At 58.9% G+C, this 22,314-nt stretch carries 23 protein-coding genes and 1 other RNA gene; 8 read left to right on the top strand and 16 right to left on the bottom strand.

All coding sequences use genetic code 11. The annotated features are described in order from the left end of the window. Positions 1–42 precede the first annotated feature (42 nt). The gene (locus HFD97_RS16225; protein WP_009087389.1) at positions 43–1,953 is read left to right on the top strand and encodes a transcription antiterminator; all 1,911 of its coding nucleotides are present in this window, start codon (positions 43–45) and stop codon (positions 1,951–1,953) included. A gap of 18 nt (positions 1,954–1,971) precedes the next feature. Here the strand turns inward: HFD97_RS16225 and HFD97_RS16220 are convergent, their stop codons facing one another. Continuing rightward, positions 1,972–2,871 (bottom strand): LysR family transcriptional regulator, encoded by a 900-nt coding sequence (locus HFD97_RS16220; RefSeq protein WP_009087386.1) that lies wholly within the window; start codon positions 2,869–2,871, stop codon positions 1,972–1,974. Between the two features lie 129 nt (positions 2,872–3,000). Between HFD97_RS16220 and HFD97_RS16215 the strand changes: the two genes are divergently transcribed. After that, positions 3,001–3,705 (top strand): pirin family protein, encoded by a 705-nt coding sequence (locus HFD97_RS16215; RefSeq protein ID WP_154929170.1) that lies wholly within the window; start codon positions 3,001–3,003, stop codon positions 3,703–3,705. 61 nt (positions 3,706–3,766) lie between these two features. Here the strand turns inward: HFD97_RS16215 and dolP are convergent, their stop codons facing one another. From dolP to HFD97_RS16195, 4 genes are read right to left on the bottom strand one after another with little or no spacing between them, the layout of a single operon-like run. Then, the gene (gene dolP / locus HFD97_RS16210) at positions 3,767–4,339 is read right to left on the bottom strand and encodes a division/outer membrane stress-associated lipid-binding lipoprotein (RefSeq protein ID WP_009087383.1); all 573 of its coding nucleotides are present in this window, start codon (positions 4,337–4,339) and stop codon (positions 3,767–3,769) included. A gap of 14 nt (positions 4,340–4,353) precedes the next feature. Beyond that, a complete protein-coding gene (gene diaA / locus HFD97_RS16205; protein ID WP_003855538.1) occupies positions 4,354–4,941 on the bottom strand; it encodes a DnaA initiator-associating protein DiaA in 588 nt (195 codons plus the stop codon). A 14-nt stretch (positions 4,942–4,955) separates the two neighbouring features. Beyond that, positions 4,956–5,351: a YraN family protein gene (locus tag HFD97_RS16200; protein ID WP_150030232.1), complete on the bottom strand. Its 396-nt coding sequence runs from the start codon at positions 5,349–5,351 to the stop codon at positions 4,956–4,958. After that, complete coding sequence (locus tag HFD97_RS16195; protein WP_167432233.1) at positions 5,309–7,342, bottom strand: penicillin-binding protein activator; 2,034 nt, start codon at positions 7,340–7,342, stop codon at positions 5,309–5,311. The genes HFD97_RS16200 and HFD97_RS16195 overlap by 43 nt, the downstream gene beginning before the upstream one ends. A 62-nt stretch (positions 7,343–7,404) precedes the next feature. Between HFD97_RS16195 and rsmI the strand changes: the two genes are divergently transcribed. The 3 genes from rsmI to HFD97_RS16180 all read left to right on the top strand — a co-directional run bounded on the left by rsmI (position 7,405) and on the right by HFD97_RS16180 (position 9,217). After that, positions 7,405–8,271, top strand: a complete 867-nt coding sequence (gene rsmI / locus HFD97_RS16190; RefSeq protein WP_009087377.1) for a 16S rRNA (cytidine(1402)-2'-O)-methyltransferase — start codon at positions 7,405–7,407, stop codon at positions 8,269–8,271. A 33-nt stretch (positions 8,272–8,304) separates the two neighbouring features. Then, positions 8,305–8,683: RNase P RNA component class A (rnpB, locus tag HFD97_RS16185), an RNA gene on the top strand. A 306-nt stretch (positions 8,684–8,989) separates the two neighbouring features. Beyond that, the gene (locus HFD97_RS16180) at positions 8,990–9,217 is read left to right on the top strand and encodes a flagellar biosynthetic protein FliR (protein WP_050544646.1); all 228 of its coding nucleotides are present in this window, start codon (positions 8,990–8,992) and stop codon (positions 9,215–9,217) included. 61 nt (positions 9,218–9,278) lie between these two features. On the opposite strand, the gene HFD97_RS16175 is transcribed toward HFD97_RS16180, so the two are convergent. From HFD97_RS16175 to HFD97_RS16130, 10 genes are all read right to left on the bottom strand, one after another. Next, a complete protein-coding gene (locus tag HFD97_RS16175; protein WP_140924887.1) occupies positions 9,279–10,253 on the bottom strand; it encodes a glutathione S-transferase family protein in 975 nt (324 codons plus the stop codon). Between the two features lie 76 nt (positions 10,254–10,329). Next, positions 10,330–10,740, bottom strand: coding sequence for a DoxX family protein (locus tag HFD97_RS16170; protein WP_009087370.1), 411 nt, complete (start codon positions 10,738–10,740; stop codon positions 10,330–10,332). A 202-nt stretch (positions 10,741–10,942) separates the two neighbouring features. Beyond that, entirely contained in the window at positions 10,943–11,227 is a 285-nt protein-coding gene (locus tag HFD97_RS16165) for a YqjK-like family protein (RefSeq protein WP_009087368.1), read from the bottom strand. Beyond that, complete coding sequence (locus HFD97_RS16160; protein WP_009087366.1) at positions 11,227–11,622, bottom strand: phage holin family protein; 396 nt, start codon at positions 11,620–11,622, stop codon at positions 11,227–11,229. Before HFD97_RS16160 ends, HFD97_RS16165 begins: the two co-directional genes overlap by 1 nt. A 2-nt stretch (positions 11,623–11,624) precedes the next feature. Then, positions 11,625–11,930 carry a YqjD family protein gene (locus HFD97_RS16155; protein ID WP_009087364.1) on the bottom strand — a complete coding sequence of 102 codons (306 nt, stop codon included), beginning with the start codon at positions 11,928–11,930 and terminating at the stop codon, positions 11,625–11,627. A gap of 35 nt (positions 11,931–11,965) precedes the next feature. Further along, positions 11,966–12,340 (bottom strand): DUF1090 domain-containing protein, encoded by a 375-nt coding sequence (locus HFD97_RS16150; RefSeq protein WP_009087362.1) that lies wholly within the window; start codon positions 12,338–12,340, stop codon positions 11,966–11,968. A gap of 191 nt (positions 12,341–12,531) precedes the next feature. Next, entirely contained in the window at positions 12,532–12,879 is a 348-nt protein-coding gene (mzrA, locus tag HFD97_RS16145; protein ID WP_009087359.1) for an EnvZ/OmpR regulon moderator MzrA, read from the bottom strand. Then, positions 12,879–13,553: a DedA family protein gene (locus HFD97_RS16140; protein WP_009087358.1), complete on the bottom strand. Its 675-nt coding sequence runs from the start codon at positions 13,551–13,553 to the stop codon at positions 12,879–12,881. Before HFD97_RS16140 ends, mzrA begins: the two co-directional genes overlap by 1 nt. A gap of 321 nt (positions 13,554–13,874) precedes the next feature. Then, positions 13,875–14,651 (bottom strand): transcriptional regulator ExuR, encoded by a 777-nt coding sequence (gene exuR, locus HFD97_RS16135; RefSeq protein ID WP_009087356.1) that lies wholly within the window; start codon positions 14,649–14,651, stop codon positions 13,875–13,877. 87 nt (positions 14,652–14,738) lie between these two features. Beyond that, positions 14,739–16,043, bottom strand: coding sequence for an MFS transporter (locus HFD97_RS16130; RefSeq protein ID WP_167432234.1), 1,305 nt, complete (start codon positions 16,041–16,043; stop codon positions 14,739–14,741). Between the two features lie 399 nt (positions 16,044–16,442). Here HFD97_RS16130 and uxaC point away from each other — a divergent pair, with 399 nt between their 5' ends. From uxaC to HFD97_RS16115, 3 genes are read left to right on the top strand one after another with little or no spacing between them, the layout of a single operon-like run. Then, positions 16,443–17,858: a glucuronate isomerase gene (uxaC, locus tag HFD97_RS16125; protein WP_058956450.1), complete on the top strand. Its 1,416-nt coding sequence runs from the start codon at positions 16,443–16,445 to the stop codon at positions 17,856–17,858. Between the two features lie 2 nt (positions 17,859–17,860). Continuing rightward, positions 17,861–19,330: a tagaturonate reductase gene (locus HFD97_RS16120; protein WP_167432285.1), complete on the top strand. Its 1,470-nt coding sequence runs from the start codon at positions 17,861–17,863 to the stop codon at positions 19,328–19,330. Further along, the gene (locus HFD97_RS16115) at positions 19,314–20,804 is read left to right on the top strand and encodes a UxaA family hydrolase (RefSeq protein ID WP_167432235.1); all 1,491 of its coding nucleotides are present in this window, start codon (positions 19,314–19,316) and stop codon (positions 20,802–20,804) included. The genes HFD97_RS16120 and HFD97_RS16115 overlap by 17 nt, the downstream gene beginning before the upstream one ends. 194 nt (positions 20,805–20,998) lie before the next feature. On the opposite strand, the gene sstT is transcribed toward HFD97_RS16115, so the two are convergent. Then, a complete protein-coding gene (gene sstT, locus HFD97_RS16110; protein ID WP_111208118.1) occupies positions 20,999–22,231 on the bottom strand; it encodes a serine/threonine transporter SstT in 1,233 nt (410 codons plus the stop codon). Positions 22,232–22,314: the final 83 nt, after the last annotated feature.

Below are 22,314 nucleotides of genomic sequence, written 5' to 3'. Positions count from 1 at the left end.
AGTTTCCGTTTCCCTGATTTTCTCTGTAAACAGGTAACTGTCGTGAGATTTCCCAATCAGCGCCTTGCGCAACTGTTTGATGCCCTGCAAAACGAAACGCTGCCTCAGGATGAACTGGCGCGGCGTTTTGCCGTCTCGACCCGCACCGTACGCACCGACATCACGGCGCTGAATGCGCTGCTGGCTGAACATGGTGCGCAGTTCGTCCTGAGCCGTGGCGCGGGCTATCAGCTGAAGATTGAGGATGCTCAGCGCTTTCAGCATCTGCAGCAACACAGCGCCTCACCACTGCGCATCCCGCGCACGTCGCCTGACCGTATCCGTTATCTGCTGACCCGGTTTCTCACCGCGGCCTATTCGCTGAAACTTGAAGAGCTGGCCGAGGAGTGGTTTGTCAGCCGCGCCACCCTGCAGAACGATATGGCGGAAGTGCGCGAGTGGCTGGGACGCTATCATCTGACGATTGAAAGCAAGCCCCACTACGGCATGAAGCTGTTCGGCAGCGAAGTGGCGATCCGAACCTGCCTGACCGATCTGCTGTGGCAAATCGATCAGTCACAGCCGGAGAGTCCGCTGCTGACCATTGAAGCGCTCAACAGCGGTATGCTGGAAACCCTCCAGCCGCTGCTGCAACGCTGCTTTGCTGAACACAATATCCGCCTCAGCGATGAGGGAGAACGCTATCTGCGGATCTACTGTGCGGTGGCGGTGCGCCGTATCAGCGAAGGCTATCCGCTTAACGATCCCGGCGCCGAGGAGATTGGGGATGACGTGCGCGAAGCGGCGCACCAGCTGATTACGCTGATGCGCCCGCTGGTCAGTAAACCGATCTCACCGGCTGAAGAGAACTGGCTGCGGGTCAACATTGCGGCACGGCGCATTCAGGCTATCGCCCCCAGCGCCATCAATGCGGATGACGCCGATGCGCTGGTGGATTACCTGCTCAGCTTCATCAACACCTACTACAACTTTAATCTGCAGAACGATCAGCAACTGCGTGCCGATCTGCTTACCCATATCAAGACCATGATCACCCGGGTGCGCTACCAGATCCATATTCCTAACCCGCTGCTCAGCAACATCAAGCAGCACTACCCCATGGCCTATGATGTCACCTTAGCGGCGGTGACCAGCTGGGGGAAATATACCCCTTACGTCATCAGCGAGAATGAGATTGGCTTTCTGGTGCTGCACATCGGTGTCGGGCTGGAGCGCCACTATGACGTGGGCTATCAGCGTCATCCCCAGGTGCTGCTGGTCTGCGACAGCGGTAACTCGACGCTGCGGATGATTGAGGCGATGCTGCTGCGCAAATACCCGCAGCTGAAGGTGACGGCACGCCTCTCTCAGCGTGAATATGAGGCGCGCAGCCGCATCGATGAGGACTTTGTGATCTCGACCATCCGGCTCAGCGAAAAAGAGAAACCGGTGGTGGTGATGTCACCGTTTCCCACCGGGTTTCAGCTGGAGCAGATCGGCAAGCTGGTACTGGTGGATCGTACCCGTCCCTATATGCTGACGAAATATTTTGATGCTCAGCACTTTCATATCGTCGACAGGCCGATGACCCAGTCTGAACTGTTCCGGCAGTTGTGCGATCAGCTGGAGGCGGAGGGGTTCGTGGATGCTGCTTTCTATCCGTCGGTGGAGGAGCGCGAAGCGATTGTCAGCACCATGCTCGGTGAAGGCATTGCGCTGCCGCACTCGCTGGGGCTGCTGGCGAAGAAAACCGTGGTCTACACCGTGCTGGCCCCGCAGGGCATCGCCTGGGGCGACGACACCGCCTATGTGATTTTCCTGCTGGCGATCAGCAAAAGCGAATATGAAGAGGCGATGGCGATCTACGATCTGTTTGTCACGTTTCTGCGGGAAAGGGCGATGATCCGCCTGCGGGAGAGCACTGACTTCAGCAGTTTCAGAGCGGTGGCGATGGATTGCCTGAGCCGCTCTTAACGCGAGGCTCTGCCGCCGTCAGTTTTTCTTCGCCAGCAGGCGCGGGATCTCACGCAGGCACCAGGCTTTGGCCTCGCCCATGCTGTCCCGCCGCCACGCCATAATAATGTCGACCTCGCGGGTATATTCCGGACTCACGACCCGCAGGCGGCCTTCCGCAATATCCTGCTCAACCAGCGGATAGGGCATGGTTCCCACGCCCAGACCCGCCAGCAGCGCACGGCGCTTGTCGTCCATGCTGCTGACGGTCAGGCGCTGCTGCTTATCCAGCAGCTGCACAGTCAGCACCGGGCGCTCACGCGCGGTATCCGCCACCGCAATGCCGCGGTATTTCACCCGCGTCACTTCAGACTGCGGTTCCGGCTCGTTATGGATCGGATGGTCGGCACTGGCGACATAGACGCTCATCATGGTGTAGAGCTTGCGGGTGTTGATCTCGGTTGAGGCGCGGAAATGCATATCGGGGGCGATGACGATATCGGCCCGTCCCTGTTCCAGCCGCTCCCATGCCCCCGCCAGCACTTCGGTGACCAGCGAAAACTGGGTATTGGCTTTGTCGGCCAGGCGCGTCACCAGCGGAAAGAGGGCGTCGATGGGCACCAGCGCTTCGGTCACGATGGTCAGATGGGTTTCCCAGCCACGCGCCAGCGCTTCGGCATCGGTGGTGAGTTTGTCGGCCGCTTCCAGCAGCACCCGGCCACGTTCCAGCAGCATGCGTCCCACGTTGGTAAATTTGGTGCGGTGGCCGGAGCGGTCAAACAGCACCACATCCAGCTCCTCTTCCAGCTTCTGCATGGTATAGCTGAGTGCAGAGGGCACGCGGCCCAGCTCATCGGCCGCCGCCGCAAAACTACCACGTCGATCAATCGCATCCATTACGCGTAACGATTCAAGGGTTAACGCACGCTCTTTAGCCATCCCGTTTCTCTGTCAGGAAATTTGAACATGCCCGGCAGATTAACTGGCTAACAATCCGGCGTCCAGACTTTTACCATGTGTGCATAGAGTCCGTGACCGATCCTCGTCACCGGATGCCGGAGGTAAATAATGATAACGACACGCAGTGCGTCCGCATGTGGCCAGGCCGACTTTGGCTGGTTGCAGGCCCGCTACAGTTTCTCTTTTGGCCACTATTTTGATCCAAAACTGATGGGCTACGCGTCACTGCGCGTACTGAATCAGGAAGTGCTGGCACCAGGGGCCGCCTTTCAGCCGCGCACCTATCCGCAGGTCGATGTGCTTAACATCGTGCTGCAGGGCGAAGCGGAGTATCGCGACAGCGAAGGCAACACGATCAGCGTGCAGGAAGGGGAGGCGCTGCTGCTCTCAGCCCAGCCGGGGGTCAGTTACACCGAAATCAACCTGAGCAAAGAGCGCCCGCTGACCCGTATGCAGCTGTGGCTGGCCGCCTGCCCGGAGCGTGAGAATCCGCGGATGCAGAAACTGGCCCTGACGGCGGGCCGCACCTCTCAGCTGATCGCCTCGCCGGATGGCGTGGATGAGAGCCTGCAACTGCGTCAGCAGGTGTGGATCCATCAGGTCGAACTGGCGCCGGGCGAGCAGCACGCGCTGCATCTGCAGGGGCCGCGCGCCTATCTGCAGTCGATTCACGGTTCGCTGGAAGCCCGATCGGGTGCGGCGCATCGGGAAGCGCTCGGGTGCGGCGACGGTGCCTTTCTGCAGGAAGAGTCGCTGCTGACGCTGACGGCGAAAACGGCGACCCGGGCACTGGTCATCGACATCCCGGTCTGATCCTCAGGCAATAAAAAAGGCGGCCATGGCCGCCTTTTTTGCGTCTTACGCGTTTTACGCGTTACTTCAGCAGGGTAAAGGCGGTGGTGACGTGCTTCACGCCACTGACGCGGCTGGCGATATCGGCCGCCGCCTGCCCTTCCTGTTGCGTCACCAGACCCAGCAGGAACACTTCGCCATTCTCGGTGGTCACCTTCACGTTGGAGGATTTCACCTGATCGCTGCCCAGCAGCTGCGAGCGGATCTTGGTGGTGATCCAGGTGTCTGACGAGGTGGTGCCAAGCGTCACCTTCTGACCAATGCGGATCTCGTTATAGACCTCGGTGGCGCCATCCACGCCCATGGTGATCTGTTTGGCACGATTGGCGATCTCCTGCGACGGTGCCTGACCGGTCAGCAGCACTTTGCCCTGATAGGCGGTGGCGATGACGCGGGCATCGGTTTTGATCTGCTGATCTTTCGCCAGCGCATTGGTGACGCGCAGCTCCAGCGTGCCGTCATCCACCTGCGTGCCGACCGTACGGGGGTCGGTGGCGGTTTTGGTGGCAACCGCTGCGCCACCGGCAACCACGGCGACACAGCCCTGCAGCAGCATGGCGGTTAACAGAATAGCGATAGCGTTCAATGCTTTCATTCGTGCTCCTTCGGTCATTCCTGATGGGGAAAGAGGGTGTTATCGATCAGATCGCATAAGCAGTTAACGGTGAGCATATGCATCTCCTGAATCCGGGCACTGCGGTGTGAGGGAATGCGGATTTCCACATCCTGCGGGCCCAGCAGTCCGGCAAGCTCACCGCCATCATACCCGGTAAGCGCAACGATCGTCATATCGCGTGTTACCGCGGCTTCAACGGCCTTCACAATGTCGCGGGTGTTGCCACGGGTTGAGATGGCCAGCAGCACATCGCCTGCGTGGCCCAGCGCGCGCACCTGCTTGGCATAAATTTCATCGTGTAGGCGATCGTTACCAATCGCGGTCAGCATCACGTTGTCTGCACTTAACGCCAGCGCCGGCAGGCTGGGGCGCTCGGTTTCGAAACGGTTGATCATGCTGGCGGCGAAGTGCTGGGCATTGGCGGATGAGGCGCCGTTGCCGCAGCTCAGGATCTTATTGCCATTCAGCAGAGATTGTACCAGCGTCATGGCCGCACGGGAGATGGCATCGGGCAGCGCCTCAGCGGCAGCAATCTGGGTCTGAATACTTTCAGTAAAACACGCTTTAATTCTTTCCTGCACACAACCACCTGGTTCTAAACGTCTGCATTAAAGGCATCCGGCAGCCACTCGAGCGCCGTGCCGGTAATGGCGATGATGTCGAAACGGCAATTCACCGTTGCAAAACTGCCGCCGCGTTGCGCCAGCCAGAGAGCGGCAGCGCGCAGCAGCTTCTGCTGTTTGCGGCGGGTGATGCTGGCGAGTGCGCCACCGTAGCGCGCATCGCGGCGGTAGCGAACTTCGACAAACACCCAACAGTGCCCGTCACGCATTATCAGGTCAAGTTCACCCCCGCGAAAGTGAACATTGCTGGCGACCCATTTCAGGCCCGCCTGCTCCAGATAGCGCCGGGCATCTTCTTCATACCGGGCGCCAGTCTGACGGCGGGTCAGTTGGCCGGTGCGATTTCGCCCCGACGATACTGGTTCCATGTCAACTTCCTGTTGATCACACAATCCGTGTTGGCGCTGAGCTTACCGGTGTTGCCATCCAGCGTATAACCCGGTGACTGACGCATCTGGTTAAAGTGATTGGCCAGCGTCCAGGCATCCATCCCCATGGCATAGAGGCGCACCAGCGAGTAGTCATTGTTGAATGACTTCGAGGTCTGCTGCATCAGGCCCGGGTTGCTGCCGGAGAGCAGAGGAATATCGCTGAACTGCAGGCCATCCATCTCCAGACGGAAATCGGGACCGGCACCCGCCTGCGCGCTGCGCGAGCTGGCATAGAGCGAAATGTTGCTGCGGCTGCCGGTGCGCATGGCGATCATCGGCTTAATCAGCTGCAGCTCATCCTGGGTGGAAACGATATAGACCGCATCGACGCCTCCGCCGCTGCTGGTGCTGACGGCCTCTGGCGTGCTCTGCTGCGGCGCCGGAATGGTCAGACCGGCAATGGACACACCCTGCTGCTGCTGGGCAGGGGCCGCATTCACCGGCGTGCCTGACAGGCTGATGCCCGCGCCACTGTTGATGCCCTGCTTCAGCTCAGCGGTCGAGCCAAAGCGCTGCTGCATCACGGTACCGCCACCCAGCGTCTGCCACTCCTGCGCGAAAGCATTGGTGACGCGATCGCCCAGACCGCTGCGCGGAACCAGCAACAGCGGCTCGCGTTTGCCCTGATCCCAGATATGGTGCGCGGCATCGCGCGCTTCGTCTTCAGGAGAAAGCGCAAAGTAGCAAATATTCGGATGGTTCTGGATCGTTTCCGGCTCGTTAAGCGCCAGAACATTGAGTGCCGTCTGACTGTTAGCCACTTTCTCCACGTTGCTCTTCAGCAGTGGCCCCACCACGAGGGTGGCGCCATCCTGCTGGGCCTGCTGCATCACCTGCTCAATCGGCTGGCTGCTGGTGTCATAGACCTTAATCTGAGCGTTGCTGGCTGGTTCGGCGGTGGCGGCAGGCTGAGACTGAGGCTGCGCCTGCGGGGTGGCTTCAGCCGCCTGCTGTTGCGGCGCGCTGATCGGGTCGGAAGCCGAGCCGGCGACAGCTGCCGGTTGCGTGCTGGCCGTGCCATCCGTCGCGGCGGGCTGTGCGGCCGCCGGTTGGGCCGCAGGGGCGGAGACGCCATTCTTCGCGTCAGTAAAGCCTTTCTGAATCGCATTCGCGAAGACCTGCGCCTGACCATTCATGGGCAGCAGCAGCGCGATAATGCTGGTTGAGGCTTTGGTGTAGTTCTGCATCTGGCTCAGCTGCGTCGGCAGCGTTTTGGCCGCCGGATTCTGCGGATAGCGGGTCTGCCAGTCTTTGATGCCCGACTTAAGCATCCCGGCATCCTGGGTGTTAGCCCGCCAGACGGCAAGCAGGTCGAGCCAGCCCTGCAGCACGTTTTCATCGGCGTTAATGACCAGGTTGCTGGCCTCCTGCGGCGACATCTGCGTCAGCGCCTGCCAGGTAGCATCGATGTTGGCCTGATGGTCGCTGCCGGTCAGCAGCGGCTCCTGCGCAATATAGGTGCGCAACAGGGAGAGAGAAGGGCGACCCTGTGCACTGGCGATCTGCAGGCTGTAAAAACGCGCCAGCTGATCCTTCGATAATGCACCGGTTTTCACGTCAGCCAGCAGGGGCTCAGCCTCTTTGATCTTCTGCTGGGCAATCAGCAGCTGCGCTTTCAGCAGCAGCGATTCCTGCTGCTGCGTCTCAGAGAGCTGCTGCGGCAGCTGACTCAGTTGCTGGGTCGCTTCAGGATACTTTCCTTCCTTCAACAGGGCGCGGATTGCGAGTAATTGCCAGTCGGTCTTGCTATCATCGCTGCTTTGCTGCGCCTGCTGCAGATAGTAAGCGGAGCTGGCTGTGGCAGGCCCCTGAATATTGACGGTTGAGGTTTGCGGCCCCTGACCGCTACACGCGGCTAAAATCAGCCCAGCAAGAATGACAGGCAGAAAGCGTCCTGCTTTATGACGAACGACTTTTGAAGGAAGCATACTGTATCCAGTGATGTTTTTTTCAAGATGCTCAATATTAAATCGGCAATTCGGATGAAACAATGAAACAACTCGATCGGGCAGAGATTTCTGCCAGCACGCTCTACATCGTTCCAACCCCGATTGGTAATTTGGGTGATATCACCCAGCGGGCGCTGACGGTGCTTTCGAGCGTCGATCTGGTCGCTGCGGAAGATACACGTCATACCGGGCTGTTGCTACAACATTTCGCCATCAATGCGCGACTCTTCGCACTTCACGACCACAACGAACAGCACAAGGCTGAACTGCTGATTGCGAAGTTGGAGGAGGGTCAAAGCATAGCCTTAGTTTCGGATGCTGGCACGCCGCTGATCAACGATCCGGGCTACCATCTGGTGCGCCGCTGCCGCGAAGCGGGCATCCGGGTGGTGCCGCTGCCAGGCGCCTGTGCCGCCATTGCGGCGTTAAGTGCCGCCGGGCTGCCGTCCGATCGTTTCTGTTACGAAGGGTTTCTGCCGGCCAAAACCAAGGGGCGTTGTGACGCTCTGCGCGCGCTGGTGCAGGAGCCGCGCACGCTGATTTTCTATGAGTCTACCCACCGTCTGATCGACAGCCTGCAGGATATGGTGAGTGAGCTGGGCGGGGATCGCTATGTGGTGCTGGCGCGTGAGCTGACCAAAACCTGGGAGTCGATCCACGGCGCGCCGGTGGCCGACCTGCTGGCGTGGGTAAAAGAAGATGAGAATCGCCGCAAAGGCGAGATGGTGCTGATCGTTGAAGGCCATAAGGCCGATGACGAAGACGCGCTTCCGGCGGATGCGCTGCGAACGCTGGCGCTGCTGCAGAAAGAGCTGCCGTTAAAGCGGGCGGCTGCGCTGGCGGCTGAGATCCACGGCGTAAAGAAAAATGCGCTTTATAAGTATGCGCTGGAGCAGCAAGAGGCGTGACAAATGCGGGCGAATGCCCTATTATCCCGCGCCGAAGCTGACCAGACAGTCGCCGCTTTGTCGTCGTCCTCACTTGTGGGGAGACGGGCAGAGGGGAGGAAAGTCCGGGCTCCATAGGGCAGGGTGCCAGGTAACGCCTGGGAGGCGCAAGCCTACGACCAGTGCAACAGAGAGCAAACCGCCGATGGCCCAGAAATGGGATCAGGTAAGGGTGAAAGGGTGCGGTAAGAGCGCACCGCGCGACTGGCAACAGTTCGTGGCACGGTAAACTCCACCCGGAGCAAGGCCAAATAGGGGTTCACAAGGTACGGCCCGTACTGAACCCGGGTAGGCTGCTTGAGCCAGTGAGCGATTGCTGGCCTAGATGAATGACTGTCCACGACAGAACCCGGCTTAACGGTCAGCTTCGACTTCTTACTAAAAAACCCCGCTCCGGCGGGGTTTTTGCTTTCAGGCGACGTGCATTCGGTGATGAATGACTGTCCACGACGCTTTTCATGAAAGGAGCGCGGCTTAACGGTCAGCTTCGACGTCTTACTACAAAACCCCGCTCCGGCGGGGTTTTTGCTTTCTGGCGCTGTCGGTCAGCCCCGGCTAGCGCTCGCCCTCCATACCCGCTTCACCGGACTGACTGAGCGGGGCCTGTTCAGTCAGCGGGCGATAGACCAGCGCGATTTATCGGTTACCCGAGGCTGCGGGCCTGATCTTCAGCAGTGGATTGCAGATTGGGATGCCGGTGGTGACGTTGCTGCTGGCGCTGAACCTGACGCTGGGCTTACTTAACCGCCTGACACCGCAACTCTCTATCTTTGTTATTGGCTTCCCCATCTCCATCACCCTGGGATTGGGGGCGCTGCTGCTGATGTATAACCTTCCGACCCTGTTTCAGGATCAGATGAATGAGATCTTCAGCGCGGTGAACAACATTCTGGTGGGGTTTCGCTGAGGGCGCGGGACGCCGCCGGGGTGAGACTCAGCCCCGCGCCACTGCGTGGGGCTGATGCCGCTTAATCGCGACCGTGCGGCTCATTCCAGTCAAACGCCGGGCCGAGAGAGATAACGCCGTGCGGGTTAATGGTTTTATGGCTGCAGTAGTAGTGATGACGAATATGCGGCAGACTGACCGTCTCCGCGATGCCCGGCATCTGATAGATGTCGCGCAGGAAACCGCTGAGATTCCGGAAATCACCAATCCGGTGACGATCGCATTTGAAATGCGTGACGTAAACCGGATCAAAACGCACCAGCGTGGTCCACAACCGCAGATCCGCTTCGGTCAGCTGATCGCCGGTCAGATAGCGGTGCTGGCCCAGAATCTGCTCCAGGCGCGACAGCGAGTGGAACAGGGCGGTGACGGCCTCGTCATAGGCGCTCTGTGAGGTCGCAAACCCCGCTTTGTAGACGCCGTTGTTCACCGTATCGTAGATCCAGCCGTTCAGCTCATCAATCTTCTCACGCAGGGCAACCGGGTAGTAATCCCCGGCGCGCGCACCCACCGCATCAAACGCACTGTTGAACATGCGAATGATATCGGCAGACTCGTTGCTGACGATGGTGTTCTGCTGCTTGTCCCACAGCACCGGCACTGTGACGCGACCGCTGTAGTGCGGATCGGCGTGCAGATAGAGCTGATAGAGGAAGTCATTCTGATAGAGTTTGTCGCCGGTTGCCTCCGGAAACGTATCGTCAAACGTCCAGCCATTCTCCAGCATCAGTGGATGCACCACCGAGACGTCGATCAGGTTATCCAGTCCCTTCAGCTGACGCATCAGCAGCGTGCGGTGCGCCCAGGGGCAGGCCAGCGAGACATAGAGATGATAGCGGTCGCGTTCGGCGGTAAACCCCGTCTTGCCTGTCGGGCCTGCGCTGCCATCGGCGGTCACCCAGTTACGGAAGGCGGACTCTGAGCGCTTAAAGCGTCCGCCGGTCGATTTGGTGTCGTACCAGGTGTCATGCCAGACACCGTCAATTAACTGTCCCATAATGGCTCCAAAGCAAACAGGGCGGGGAAATGTCCCCGCCCTGCTAAGTATATGTGGCATTACACGTTATGTGAGATTAGTGCGCAATCGCCTGCGGTTTTCTTTTGCTGATCAGGCGATCAATGCTGTATGCGCCCGGACCCACCAGACCCAGCACCAAGAAACCCCCGGCGATAGAGAGATTCTTCATGAACATCAGCTGGTTCACGCCTTCGGCAAAGTTACTGTGAAACAGGAACGCGGTCAGGATGGTGAAGCCGGCAGTGAACAGCGCGGTAAAACGGGTCAGGAAACCAAACAGGATAGCCAGACCGCCGCCAAACTCCAGCAGGATAACCAGCGGCAGCATAAAGCCGGGCACGCCCATCGCTTCCATATATTGCTGGGTGCCTGCATAACCGGTGATTTTGCCCCAGCCCGCGGTAATGAACAGGATTGGCATCAGGATGCGAGCCAGCAACAGACCAGTATCTTCGAATTTTTTCATCATTTACTCCAGCGTTATCAGTAGTGCAGGGCAGGCTGCCCGCAGGGTTTGTGCCCGCTGAAAGCAGTGATGCTTTTCATTGGGTTGATAGCTGGAGATGATAATCGCGGCGTGAAAAGGTTGTAAGCAGGAAAAACTGTCAGTGTTTTTCAGAAAAACTGATGAAGAAAGCCGGTCTTTTCAGGACCGGCTTTTCAGAGAGTTAACGCGGAGGCAGGGCGGACTTAATCATGCGCCAGGTACTCCAGGCACCAAATCCTCGCTTGGCCCAGCGCAGCAGCCGGTTAGGACTGCGAATCGAGTAGACGGCCAGCGCGCTGCTGCCAATCGCCAGATAGCGACGTAAGCTCAGGAACGTGAACCAGCCACGATCGTACTGGGCGGTACTTTCCAGCCAGTCGCGCCGCGCCGCGCTTAAATCCAGCCGCTGCTGCTGCACATGCTTAAGCAGTTCATGGATGCGTTCTTCACGCTCGCGGCGGCTCATCAGCGCTGCTCCTCAAGCAAATTACGGTCAGTCTCCAGCTCTTTACGCGTGTGGCGTAACAGCGTGGACTGACGGGATTTGTGAAGGGTCCAGAGTCCGAAGATAACCGCCAGCAGGAACAGGGTGCCGGTGGTGATCCCGATGGCCATCAGGCGATACTGCGCATCCACTGCCCAGATAATCAGCACCATCAGGCTCATCAGACCAAACGCCGTGAACAGCATCGTCAGGCCCACCATCAACAGCAGCTGTATCAGGTTGGCTTTCTCATGCTCCAGTTCCACCACTGCCAGACGAACGCGCGTCTCGACCATACCAACCAGCGTGGTGACAATACGCTGGCCGATGTTAATGACCCCTTTAGCCGGGCCGTGGTTCTGCTGTGAATCAGCCATAATCAGCGACGCGAAATGAGCATGCCCAGTGCAACGCCAATCGCTGCACCGATACCCACACCATGCCAGGGATTTTCACGCACGTAGCCTTCCGCCTTCTGCGCCGCTTCACGGGTTGTCGCCGCGAGGCGTTCGCCTGATTCACCCAGGCGCTCACGTGAGCTGTCCAGCGCCACACGCGCTTTATTACGAAGCTTATCCAGCTCCCCTTTCGATTTTTCAGTGCTGCTGCTCAGCACTTCTTCCAGGGTATCAGCCAGATTTTTCAGTTCAGCACGCAGATGTTCCGATGATGTGTCTTTAGACATAAAATACTCCTTTAACATCAGTAGATTAATTCCGATTAATAGGGCTCCGCCTGTAACTTTTTCAGCTCCCGGCGCGCTTCATCCAGTTTTTGTTGTCGCTTCGCAATCTTCTCCCTGTCGTGGCCCTCATCACGCTCTTCCCTGAGTTCGTGCTCGCGCTCAGCCACTTTCTGCTTCTGCGCGTTAATTCTTTCCAGATGGGCGGCTTCCAGCTTTTTGTCGCTACAGTCCGCCTGGACTTCGGTCAGCGCCCGCTCAAGGCCGTTGACCCGGCGCAGATTGTTATGTTTCTGCGCCATCTCAATTTCGTGCTTAATGTCCTGCTCTTTCTGCTCGCACAGCGATTCGGCGGCCAGCAGTGAGCCAGACAGCGAAAAGAGGGCAACGCCCAGTAATAGGTGATATTTCATCCGTTTGGGTACCTTCCTTTGCGACCTGATTGTTCAGCAGCGGGATCATAGGCAAATCGCGGATGCTGAGAACCGACTCTCCGTTAAGCATAGACACGCAACGTAAAAAGTTCAAAGAAGACCGGGAGATAGAGAGGCTGTCAGGCCGCCACGCGATGCCGCGACGGCCTGAAAAGCAGGGACGGGGCGTATCAGGCCAGGGAAAGGTGCTGAGCGTGATCGTGCTGCGCCACGATAAAGCCCTGTGGCAGCAAGCGGCGTAACACCTTTTGTGCCGCCAGACTCTGTTCTTCGCTGTCAAAGTGAATAATCAGTGCATCGCCCGCCGGGGTAATGCTTTTAATACGGATACCCTGCGCGCTGAGCTGCTGATAGAGATAAAAGCCATCGGGCAGGGTCGCACCCGCATGGGAAACCCGGATCTGCACCACCGTCTCGTGCTGCATCAGGGCGGGAACCACGCAAAGCGCGATCAGCGCCAGCGCGCCCGCCATCAACCACGGCATCCACCGTTTTGGAATCGCCTGCAACGCTTTCATTACTCGGCTTTCCCGTTCTGATTCGCCTGACGTTTACGCCACAACACCACCAGCGAGCCCACCAGCCCGAAGACCAGCAGCGCCAGTGGCAGCATCATCAGGAAGAACATCATCTCATCTTCATAGCGCCGGAAAATCGGTGTTTTACCCAGTGCAAAGCCGATAACGGTCAGAATCACCACCCAGAGCAGCGCGCTGACCCAGTTGAAAAACTGAAAGCGGGCGTTGCTCAGACCGGACAGGCCGGCGATGGTAGGCAGCAGGGTGCGCACAAAGGCGATAAAGCGGCCAATCAGCAGGGCAGAGAGGCCGTGGCGGTGAAACAGGCTATGCGCGCGCAGGTGATACTGGGCGGGCAGATGGGAGAGCCATTTCTGTACCGTGGGGGTATTGCCGAGCCAGCGCCCCTGGATATAGCTCACCCAGCAGCCCAGACTGGCTCCGGTGGTTAAAACCAGAATCGTTAAGGGGAAACTCATGGTGCCTTTGGCAATCAGCACGCCGACCAGAATCAGCAGACTGTCACCCGGCAGAAACGCGGCAGGAAGCAGGCCATTTTCCAGAAACAGAATCATGAACAGCACGCCGTAAATGGCCCATACCAGCGTGGGGTCGGAAAGGGTCTCGTAATCCTGTTGCCACAGGGCATGCAGCAACGCTTGCAGAATATCCATCAATCATTCCTGAACATCATTGTTAAACATGTCCCACAGGGACTTAAACGCAGACCGGCATGTCGTTATAAATTTTAGGAGCGCAGCCTGGGCGGGATTTTCCGGATCCTTCCAGAATTGATTGTTAAATCAGCGATTTTATAACCCCCTGTCTCAAAGGGTAATAAAAGGGCGATAACTGTAACAAAAATCACCTGTCTGAGACAGGAAAACTCGCTGACGAACAGGAGTTTTACCTTGTGAAACGGCGTGTAAAAAGGAGCTTTACATGACCTGACACTATTGCAGATTAACTGACCCTCACCGGCGCGTTCAGGCTGTTTAGCGGGCGTGGCTAGAGCCGTCAGGGAGGATGACCGGATTCTCACCGAACATGTATCGGTCGACATTAAATTCAAAATCATCCGCCGTCGCGTTAAACAGCATCTGTTTAGTATTTTCCAGATGTTGCCACATCGCCAGTTTGCTGGCGGCGGGATCTTTACGCATCAGGGCTTTGAGGATCTGATCGTGGTCGTCGCACCAGCTGAGAATGCTGCGCTGGTCGATGTGTTCGTGAAGTTTCAGCCAGTAGGGATTGTGCTGACGATGCAGCCACATTTTTTCAACGATGGCGGCTAACGCGCTGTTCTGCGTGGACTGGGCGATGCGGACATGGAACTGCATATCCCACTCTGAATCGCGGAAGTGATCTTCCTTACGGGCGTTCTCCTGAATCGCCATCAGGTCGATGATGTCCTGTCGCGTCACCTGCGTGGCGGCAAACTCCGCCACGTTACTCTCAATCAGCTGACGTGCCTGCAGCAGTTCAAACGGACCGAACGTCGCGAACTCCAGCTGGCTGCTGGTCGGCGCGATGCGATTCTGCTGCTGGCTGGCAATGACGTGGATGCCCGACCCTTTACGGACCTCCACATAGCCTTCCACTTCCAGCATGATGATCGCTTCGCGCACCACGGTGCGGCTCACTTCCATCTCTTCGGCAATCAGACGTTCAGCGGGCAGCTTGTCACCGACCGGGTAGATCCCGGTTTCAATACGGCTTTTCAGCTCGCTGGCCAGCTTCTGGTAGAGTCGACGGGATTCGGTGAGGTCCATGGCACAGTCCTGATAGCAAAACAGATAAGTTGTTATACCACTTCAGGCGGCGGGAGGAAATGGGCTGGCGTATGCCAGCCCGGTGGGTTAGCTGCGAACGGCATTCGCAGGCGGCAGGGCGGCCTCAGCGGTCAGTTCGGCAACCGGTTTGTTTTTCAGGACGGTCCAGATCACCACCGCACCCAGCAGGTCGAACACCGCCAGCGCGGCAAACAGCGGGCTGAAGCCCAGCGTATCAGCCAGTGCGCCGACCACCAGCGCAAACATCGTACTGGCGGTCCAGGCTGCCATGCCGGTCAGGCCATTGGCCGTGGCAACCTCATTGCGACCAAAAACGTCAGAGGAGAGGGTAATCAGCGCACCGGAAAGCGCCTGATGAGCAAACCCGCCCACACAGAGCAGCGCGATGGCGACATAGGGGCTGGTGAACAGGCCGATGGTGCCAGGCGCAATCATCAGGACCGCGCCCATCGTCACCACCAGCTTGCGGGAGACGATCAGGTTGACGCCAAACCAGCGCTGGAACAGCGGCGGCAGGTAGCCACCCAGAATGCAGCCGAAGTCCGCAAACAGCATCGGCATCCAGGCGAACATCGCAATCTCTTTGAGGTTAAAACCGTAAACCTTGAACATAAACAGCGGGATCCAGGCGTTAAAGGCGCCCCACGCCGGTTCGGCCAGAAAACGTGGCAGGGCAATCCCCCAGAACTGGCGGTTGCGGATAATCTCCAGCGCCGACATTTTGCGGGTGTTACCGGTCTGATGCTGCGCCTCCTGACCGGAGATAATGTAATGGCGCTCCTCCTCACTCAGTTTCTTCTGCTGTTTCGGGTGTTTATAAAACAGCAGCCAGCACAGCGCCCAGACCATGCTCAGCACGCCGGTGATGATAAAGGCCATCTGCCAGCTGTGCGCCATGATGGCCCAGACCACCAGCGGTGGAGCCAGCATCGCGCCGATGGAGGAGCCGACGTTGAAGTAGCCGACCGCCACCGAACGCTCTTTGGCCGGAAACCATTCGCTGCTCGCCTTCAGGCCCGCCGGGATCATCGCGGCCTCAGCCGCCCCGACGGCACCGCGCGCCAGAGCAAAGCCGCCCCAGCTGCCCGCCATCGCCGTGGCCGCGCAGAAGATCGCCCACAGCACGGCAAACACCGCATAGCCAATTTTGGTGCCGAGCAGATCGAGCACATAGCCTGCCACCGGCTGCATCAGTGTGTAGCAGGCCGAGTAGGCCGCCACGATATAGGAGTACTGTTGCGTGGTGATATGCAGCTCGGTCTGTAGTGTCGGTGCCGCCACCGCAATCGTGTTGCGGGTCAGATAGCCCAGTACCGTGCCGAGCGTCACCAGCCCAATCATGTACCAGCGTAACCCTTTGATCTTACGCATCCTCTACCTCTTCCAGTTCTGTATGCGGTCATGCCGCTGTTGTTATCTGGAGCGGGACAGCACGTGATACAGCTCGGCTCACGCCCGCAGGTTCTGTGTCAGCAACCCCGTTTTTACCCTGCCATGTGTGGGTCGCCTGCGACCTCACGATGGGGCCAGAGCCTAACTTGTTATACAACTTTAAAAGTTGAGAGCCATCACAAAAACCCTTTCTGCGCTGTGGGATACTGGAAACCTGACAGATGACAGCCATTTAGCGCGCTGTGGGCGACAGAAATGTCCATGAAGGCGGTGAGTGGCCGCGGTTTATGTGAGCAGGATCGCAAATAATTCCGTCACGGACCATAATTGGTATGATAACTTTGAGCCATACGTGGTTCAGCTGATGAGGATGTCTCTATGTCGCGTTTTATGACCGAGGATTTTTTACTGGATAGTGAATTCGCCCGTCGTCTCTACCACGACTATGCGAAGGATCAGCCGATTTTCGACTATCACTGCCACTTGCCGCCGCAGCAGATTGCCGAAAATTATCGCTTTGCCAACCTTTATGACATCTGGCTGAAGGGCGATCACTACAAGTGGCGGGCGATGCGCGCCAACGGTGTGGCTGAGGCGTTCTGTACCGGGAACGCCAGCGATCGCGAGAAGTTTGATGCGTGGGCACGAACCGTACCGCACACCATCGGTAATCCGCTCTATCACTGGACGCACCTGGAGCTACGTCGTCCTTTCGGCATCACCGATACCCTGCTGTCTGAAAAAACCGCCGACAGCATCTGGCATCGCTGCAACGAGCTGCTGGCGCAGGACGCCTTTACCGCGCGTGGCATCATGCAGCAGATGAAGGTAAAAATGGTCGGCACCACGGACGATCCGCTGGATGACCTGCGCCATCATCGCGCCCTGGCAGAAGATGCCAGCTTCAGCGTGAAGGTGCTGCCGAGCTGGCGGCCGGATAAAGCCTTTAACATTGAAGCCGAAACCTTCCTGCCGTGGATCGGAGCGCTGGAGCAGCTGACCGACATCAGCGTGCAGCGTTTTGATGACCTGCGCCGGGCGCTGTATCAGCGGCTGGATCACTTTGCGGCGCACGGCTGTAAGGTGTCCGATCACGCACTGGATGTGGTCTGTTATGCCGACGCCGATGACGTCACGCTGGATAACATTCTGGCGCGCCGCCGCAGCGGCACCACGCCCACGCCACACGAGACGGCCCAGTTCAAAACCGCAGTGCTGGTCTGGCTGGGCAGCGAATATGCCCGTCGCGGCTGGGTGCAGCAGTATCACATTGGCGCGCTGCGCAACACGAACCCGCGTCAGTATCAGCTGCTGGGGCCGGACGTCGGCTTTGACTCGATCAACGATCAGCCGCTGGCCGAACCGCTGGCACGCCTGCTGGGCGCACAGAACCTCAATAACGCGCTGCCGAAAACCATTCTTTACTGCCTGAACCCGCGCGACAACGAAGTGCTGGCTACGATGGCGGGCAACTTCCAGGGCGAAGGAGAGGCGGGCAAAATGCAGTTCGGCTCCGCCTGGTGGTTCAACGACCAGCTGGATGGCATGCAGCGCCAGCTGACCCAGCTGTCGCAGATCGGACTGCTGAGTCGCTTTGTCGGGATGCTGACCGACAGCCGCAGCTTCCTCTCCTACACCCGCCACGAATATTTCCGCCGCCTGCTGTGTCAGATGATCGGTCGCTGGGTAGAGCAGGGTGAGGCGCCGGGCGATGAAGCCCTGTTAGGGCAGATGGTGCAGAACATCTGCTTTAACAACGCCCGCGATTACTTCGGCATTGAGCTGGGAGCCTGATGATGCAGAGGCTGAACCGCCGCGACTTTCCGGGCGCGCGCTATCGCGACCGGGTGATCCAGTTTGGCGAAGGCAATTTCCTGCGCGCCTTTATCGACTGGCAGATCGACTGGCTGAACGAGCATCAGGGCACCGATGCCGGGATCGTGGTGGTGCGGCCTCGTAACCGGGACGTCAGCGATACGCTGAATCAGCAGGAGGGACTCTACACCACGCTGATTCGCGGGCTGAACGCGCAGGGTGAGCCGGTCAGCGAAACCCGTCTCATCCGCAGTCTGAACCGTGAGATCCACCCTTATCAGCAGTTCGGCGACTTTATGGCGCTGGCGCAAAATCCTGACCTGCGCATGGTTTTCTCGAACACCACCGAGGCGGGTATCGCCTTTGCGGAGGCGGACCAGCTCACCGACCAGCCCGCCAGCAGCTTCCCGGGAAAACTGACGCAGCTGCTGTGGGCGCGCTACTCCCACTTCAGTGGGGCCAGCGACCGCGGCTGGCTGGTGGTGCCGTGCGAGCTGATTGACCACAACGGCGACACGCTGCGTGAGCAGGTGCTGCGCTACGCCGATCACTGGCATCTGCCGACCGAATTTAAAAGCTGGGTGCATCAGCACTGCGCTTTCTATAACACCCTCGTCGACCGCATCGTCACCGGGTTCCCGGCGGAGAGTGAGCAGCTGCAAAGCGAACTGGGCTATGAAGATCGCTATCTGGTGGCGGGCGAAGTCTACTACCAGTTTGTGATTCAGGGGCCGTCGGCGCTGTTCAGTGAACTGAAGCTGGAGGCGCTGTCGCCGCAGGTGCGGCATGTGGACAACATCGCGCCCTATAAAGCGCAGAAGGTGGCGATCCTGAATGGTGCCCATACCGCGATGGTGCCGGTGGCGTTTCTGGCCGGTCTGGAGAGCGTGGGCGAGGCGATGGCCGATCCGGCTATTGCCGGGTTTGTGGCGTCGTTACTGCGCGAGGATGTCATCCCAACGCTGGATCTGCCTGCTGCGGAGCTCCATGCCTTTGCCGATGCGGTTCTGCGCCGTTTCCGTAATCCCTTTATTCGCCATGCGCTGCTATCGATTGCCCTGAACAGCATGACCAAATTCCGCACCCGTCTGCTGACGCCGCTGCTTACCGCACATCAGCAAACCGGGCAGTGGCCGGTGCACATTACCTTTGCGCTGGCGGCGCTGATCGCCTTTTATCGCGGCAAGCTGGCCAGAAAAGCGTGGCCGCTGCAGGATGATCCCCACTGGTTACAGCGCTATGCCGATGCCTGGCAGGCGCAGGAGAGCGGGGCGATGTCGCTGCAGCAGCTGGTGGAGAACGTGCTCAGCGATGCGCAGCACTGGGGCGAAGATTTAACCCGTCAGCCCGGGCTGGCTGAGACGGTTACCCGGCACCTGCAAAACATTACCGTCCACGGCGTTCGTGAGGCGCTGAGTCAACTGAGGTCACGCGATGCAAGACGCAATTAAAATCGATCCCCGCGACAATGTCGCCGTGGCGTTACGTGACTTAGCCGCGGGCGCGACGGTTGAGCTGCCACCACAGCGTGTGGTGCTGCACCAGGCCGTCGGGCGCGGGCATAAATTTGCTCTGCAGCCTGTCGGGCAGAATGAGCCAGTAATCAAATATGGCCTGCCGATTGGCCATGCCACGCAGCCGGTGGCGGCCGGAGAGCTGATCCACTCGCAGAATGCCCGCACCAATCTCAGCGATCTGGACCACTATGCTTATCAGCCCGACGTCGTGACGCTGCCGCCGCAGCGTGGCGATCGCGAGGTGCAGATCTACCGGCGCGCCAGTGGCGAGGTCGGCATCCGCAACGAGCTGTGGATCCTGCCCACCGTCGGCTGCGTCAACGGCATTGCGCGTCAGATCCTGCAGCGTTTCCTGCAGGAGACGCAGCAGGCGGAAGATATCGATGGCGCGTTCCTGTTCAGCCACACCTTTGGCTGTTCGCAGCTGGGGCAGGATCACGACAACACCCGCACCATGCTGCAAAACATGGTGCGGCATCCCAACGCGGGCGCGGTGCTGGTGATTGGTCTGGGGTGTGAGAACAATCAGGTCGATGTCTTCCGTGACACCCTCGGTGCTTTTGAAAGTGACCGGGTGGAATTTATGGTGTGCCAGCAGCATGACGATGAGGTGGAAGCCGGACTGGAACGTCTGCATGCGCTCTATCAGAAGATGCGTCATGACCGGCGTGAACCGGGCAGGCTCAGCGAGCTGAAGTTCGGGCTGGAGTGTGGCGGCTCGGACGGCTTCTCCGGCATCACGGCCAACCCGCTGCTGGGACGTTTCTCCGACCAGATGATCGCCAACGGCGGCACCACCGTGCTGACTGAGGTGCCGGAGATGTTTGGCGCGGAGCGGATTCTGATGAGCCGCTGTCGCGACGAGGAGACCTTCCATAAAACGGTCGCGATGATCAACGACTTCAAGCAGTACTTTATCGATCACCAGCAGCCGATCTATGAGAATCCCTCGCCGGGCAACAAGGCGGGTGGCATTACTACGCTGGAGGAGAAGTCGCTGGGGTGCACCCAGAAAGCGGGGCAGAGCCAGGTGGTCGATGTCCTGAAATATGGCGAGCGGTTAACCACACTGGGGCTGAATCTGCTGAGTGCACCGGGTAACGATGCGGTCGCCACCAGCGCCCTGGCGGGTGCCGGATGCCACATGGTGCTGTTCAGTACCGGACGCGGCACGCCCTATGGGGGGTTTGTGCCTACGGTGAAGCTGGCGACGAATACGCCGCTGGCGGAGAAAAAACCGCACTGGATCGACTTTAATGCCGGACGGCTGATTGAGGGGATGAGCATGGAGGCGATGCTGGAAGATTTTGTCGATACCATCGTGGCGATTGCCAGCGGTCAGCCCACCAACAACGAAAAGAACGACTTCCGCGAGCTGGCGATTTTCAAAAGCGGGGTGACGTTATAATTTGCGGGCAAAAATGACGATCCAGAGGTCGTCATTACCGTCTGTTAATTCGGTGCACTTCGCGGGTGGCAGAGTCCGATCGCAAAGTCGCTTAAAGCATCCCTGCTCGCTCGGCCCGCGCCTTCCCTGGCGCGGGACGCTTTGCTCTTCGGACTCAGCCACCCACTCTTTGAACTGCTGAGCTATCTGAAAGACTAAGCCCGGCTGGTTTCGCGCTCCGCTTCTGCCTGACAGACAGCGGCGGTAAACAGAATATCCGTTGACGAGTTCAGCGCGGTTTCTGCCGAATCCTGCAGGACGCCGATAATAAAGCCGACAGCCACCACCTGCATCGCCAGGTCATTCGGAATACCAAACATATTGCAGGCCACCGGGATGAGCAGCAGCGAACCGCCCGCCACACCCGATGCGCCACAGGCACAGAGGGAAGCCACCAGACTCAGCAGAATGGCAGTCGGCACATCAATGCTGATCCCCAGCGTATGCACCGCCGCCAGCGTCAGCACGGTAATGGTGATTGACGCGCCCGCCATACTGATGGTCGCGCCCAGCGGAATCGACACCGAATAGGTATCCTCATCCAGCTTCAGACGTTTCGCCAGCGCCATATTCACCGGAATGTTGGCGGCAGAACTGCGGGTAAAGAAGGCGGTGACGCCGCTTTCGCGCAGGCAGGTGAAGACCAGCGGATAAGGGTTACGGCGGATCTTCCAGAACACCAGCAGCGGGTTAACCACCAGCGCCATCAGCACCATACAGCCCAGCAGCAGCGCCAGCAGATGCGCATACTGCCACAGCGCACCAAAGCCGGTGGAGGCCAGAATTGACGCCACCAGACCGAAAATACCGACAGGCGCACAGCGGATGACGCAGCGCACCAGCCAGGTCACGGCTTCGGACGCGTCATTAAGAAAGGCGCGGGTGGTGTCACTGCTGTGACGGAACGCCAGACCCAGACCAATCGCCCACACCAGAATACCGATATAGTTCGCCTGCATCAGCGCGGTGATCGGATTCGACACCATGCTCATCAGCAGCCCGTGCAGGACTTCCGTGATGCCGGAAGGGGGAACGATTTCGGTACTCCCGACCGCCAGCGTCAGCGTCTGCGGGATCAGATGGCTGAACAGCACCGCGACCACTGCCGCGAAAAAGGTGCTCAGCAGGTAGAGCATGATAATCGGCCGGATATTGGTTTTCTGGCCCTGCTGGTGGTTCGCAATCGAGGCGATGACCAGCACCAGAACCAGTAAGGGGGCCACCGCTTTCAGCGCACTGACAAACAGTTCGCCCAGCAGGCCGACCGCTAACGCGGCATCGTGTGAGATCCAGGCGAGCGCGACACCGGCGACCAGCCCAATCATGATTTGCTTCACCAGGCTACCGGCGAGCAGCGTACCCAGACGTGCGGAGAGAGTTTTCTGCATAATAGTTTCTATATTTTGTCGCGAATGTAGTTTCAGGCGCGATGTTTTGCATCGGCTAAAACGGTTTGCCCGGCGGAGTATAA

This window comes from Pantoea sp. EKM103V, assembly GCF_011800365.1.
GTDB classification, from domain to species: domain Bacteria; phylum Pseudomonadota; class Gammaproteobacteria; order Enterobacterales; family Enterobacteriaceae; genus Pantoea; species Pantoea anthophila.
Note: the sequence above shows the minus strand (reverse complement) of the source record. Positions and strands in the feature narration are given on the sequence as shown.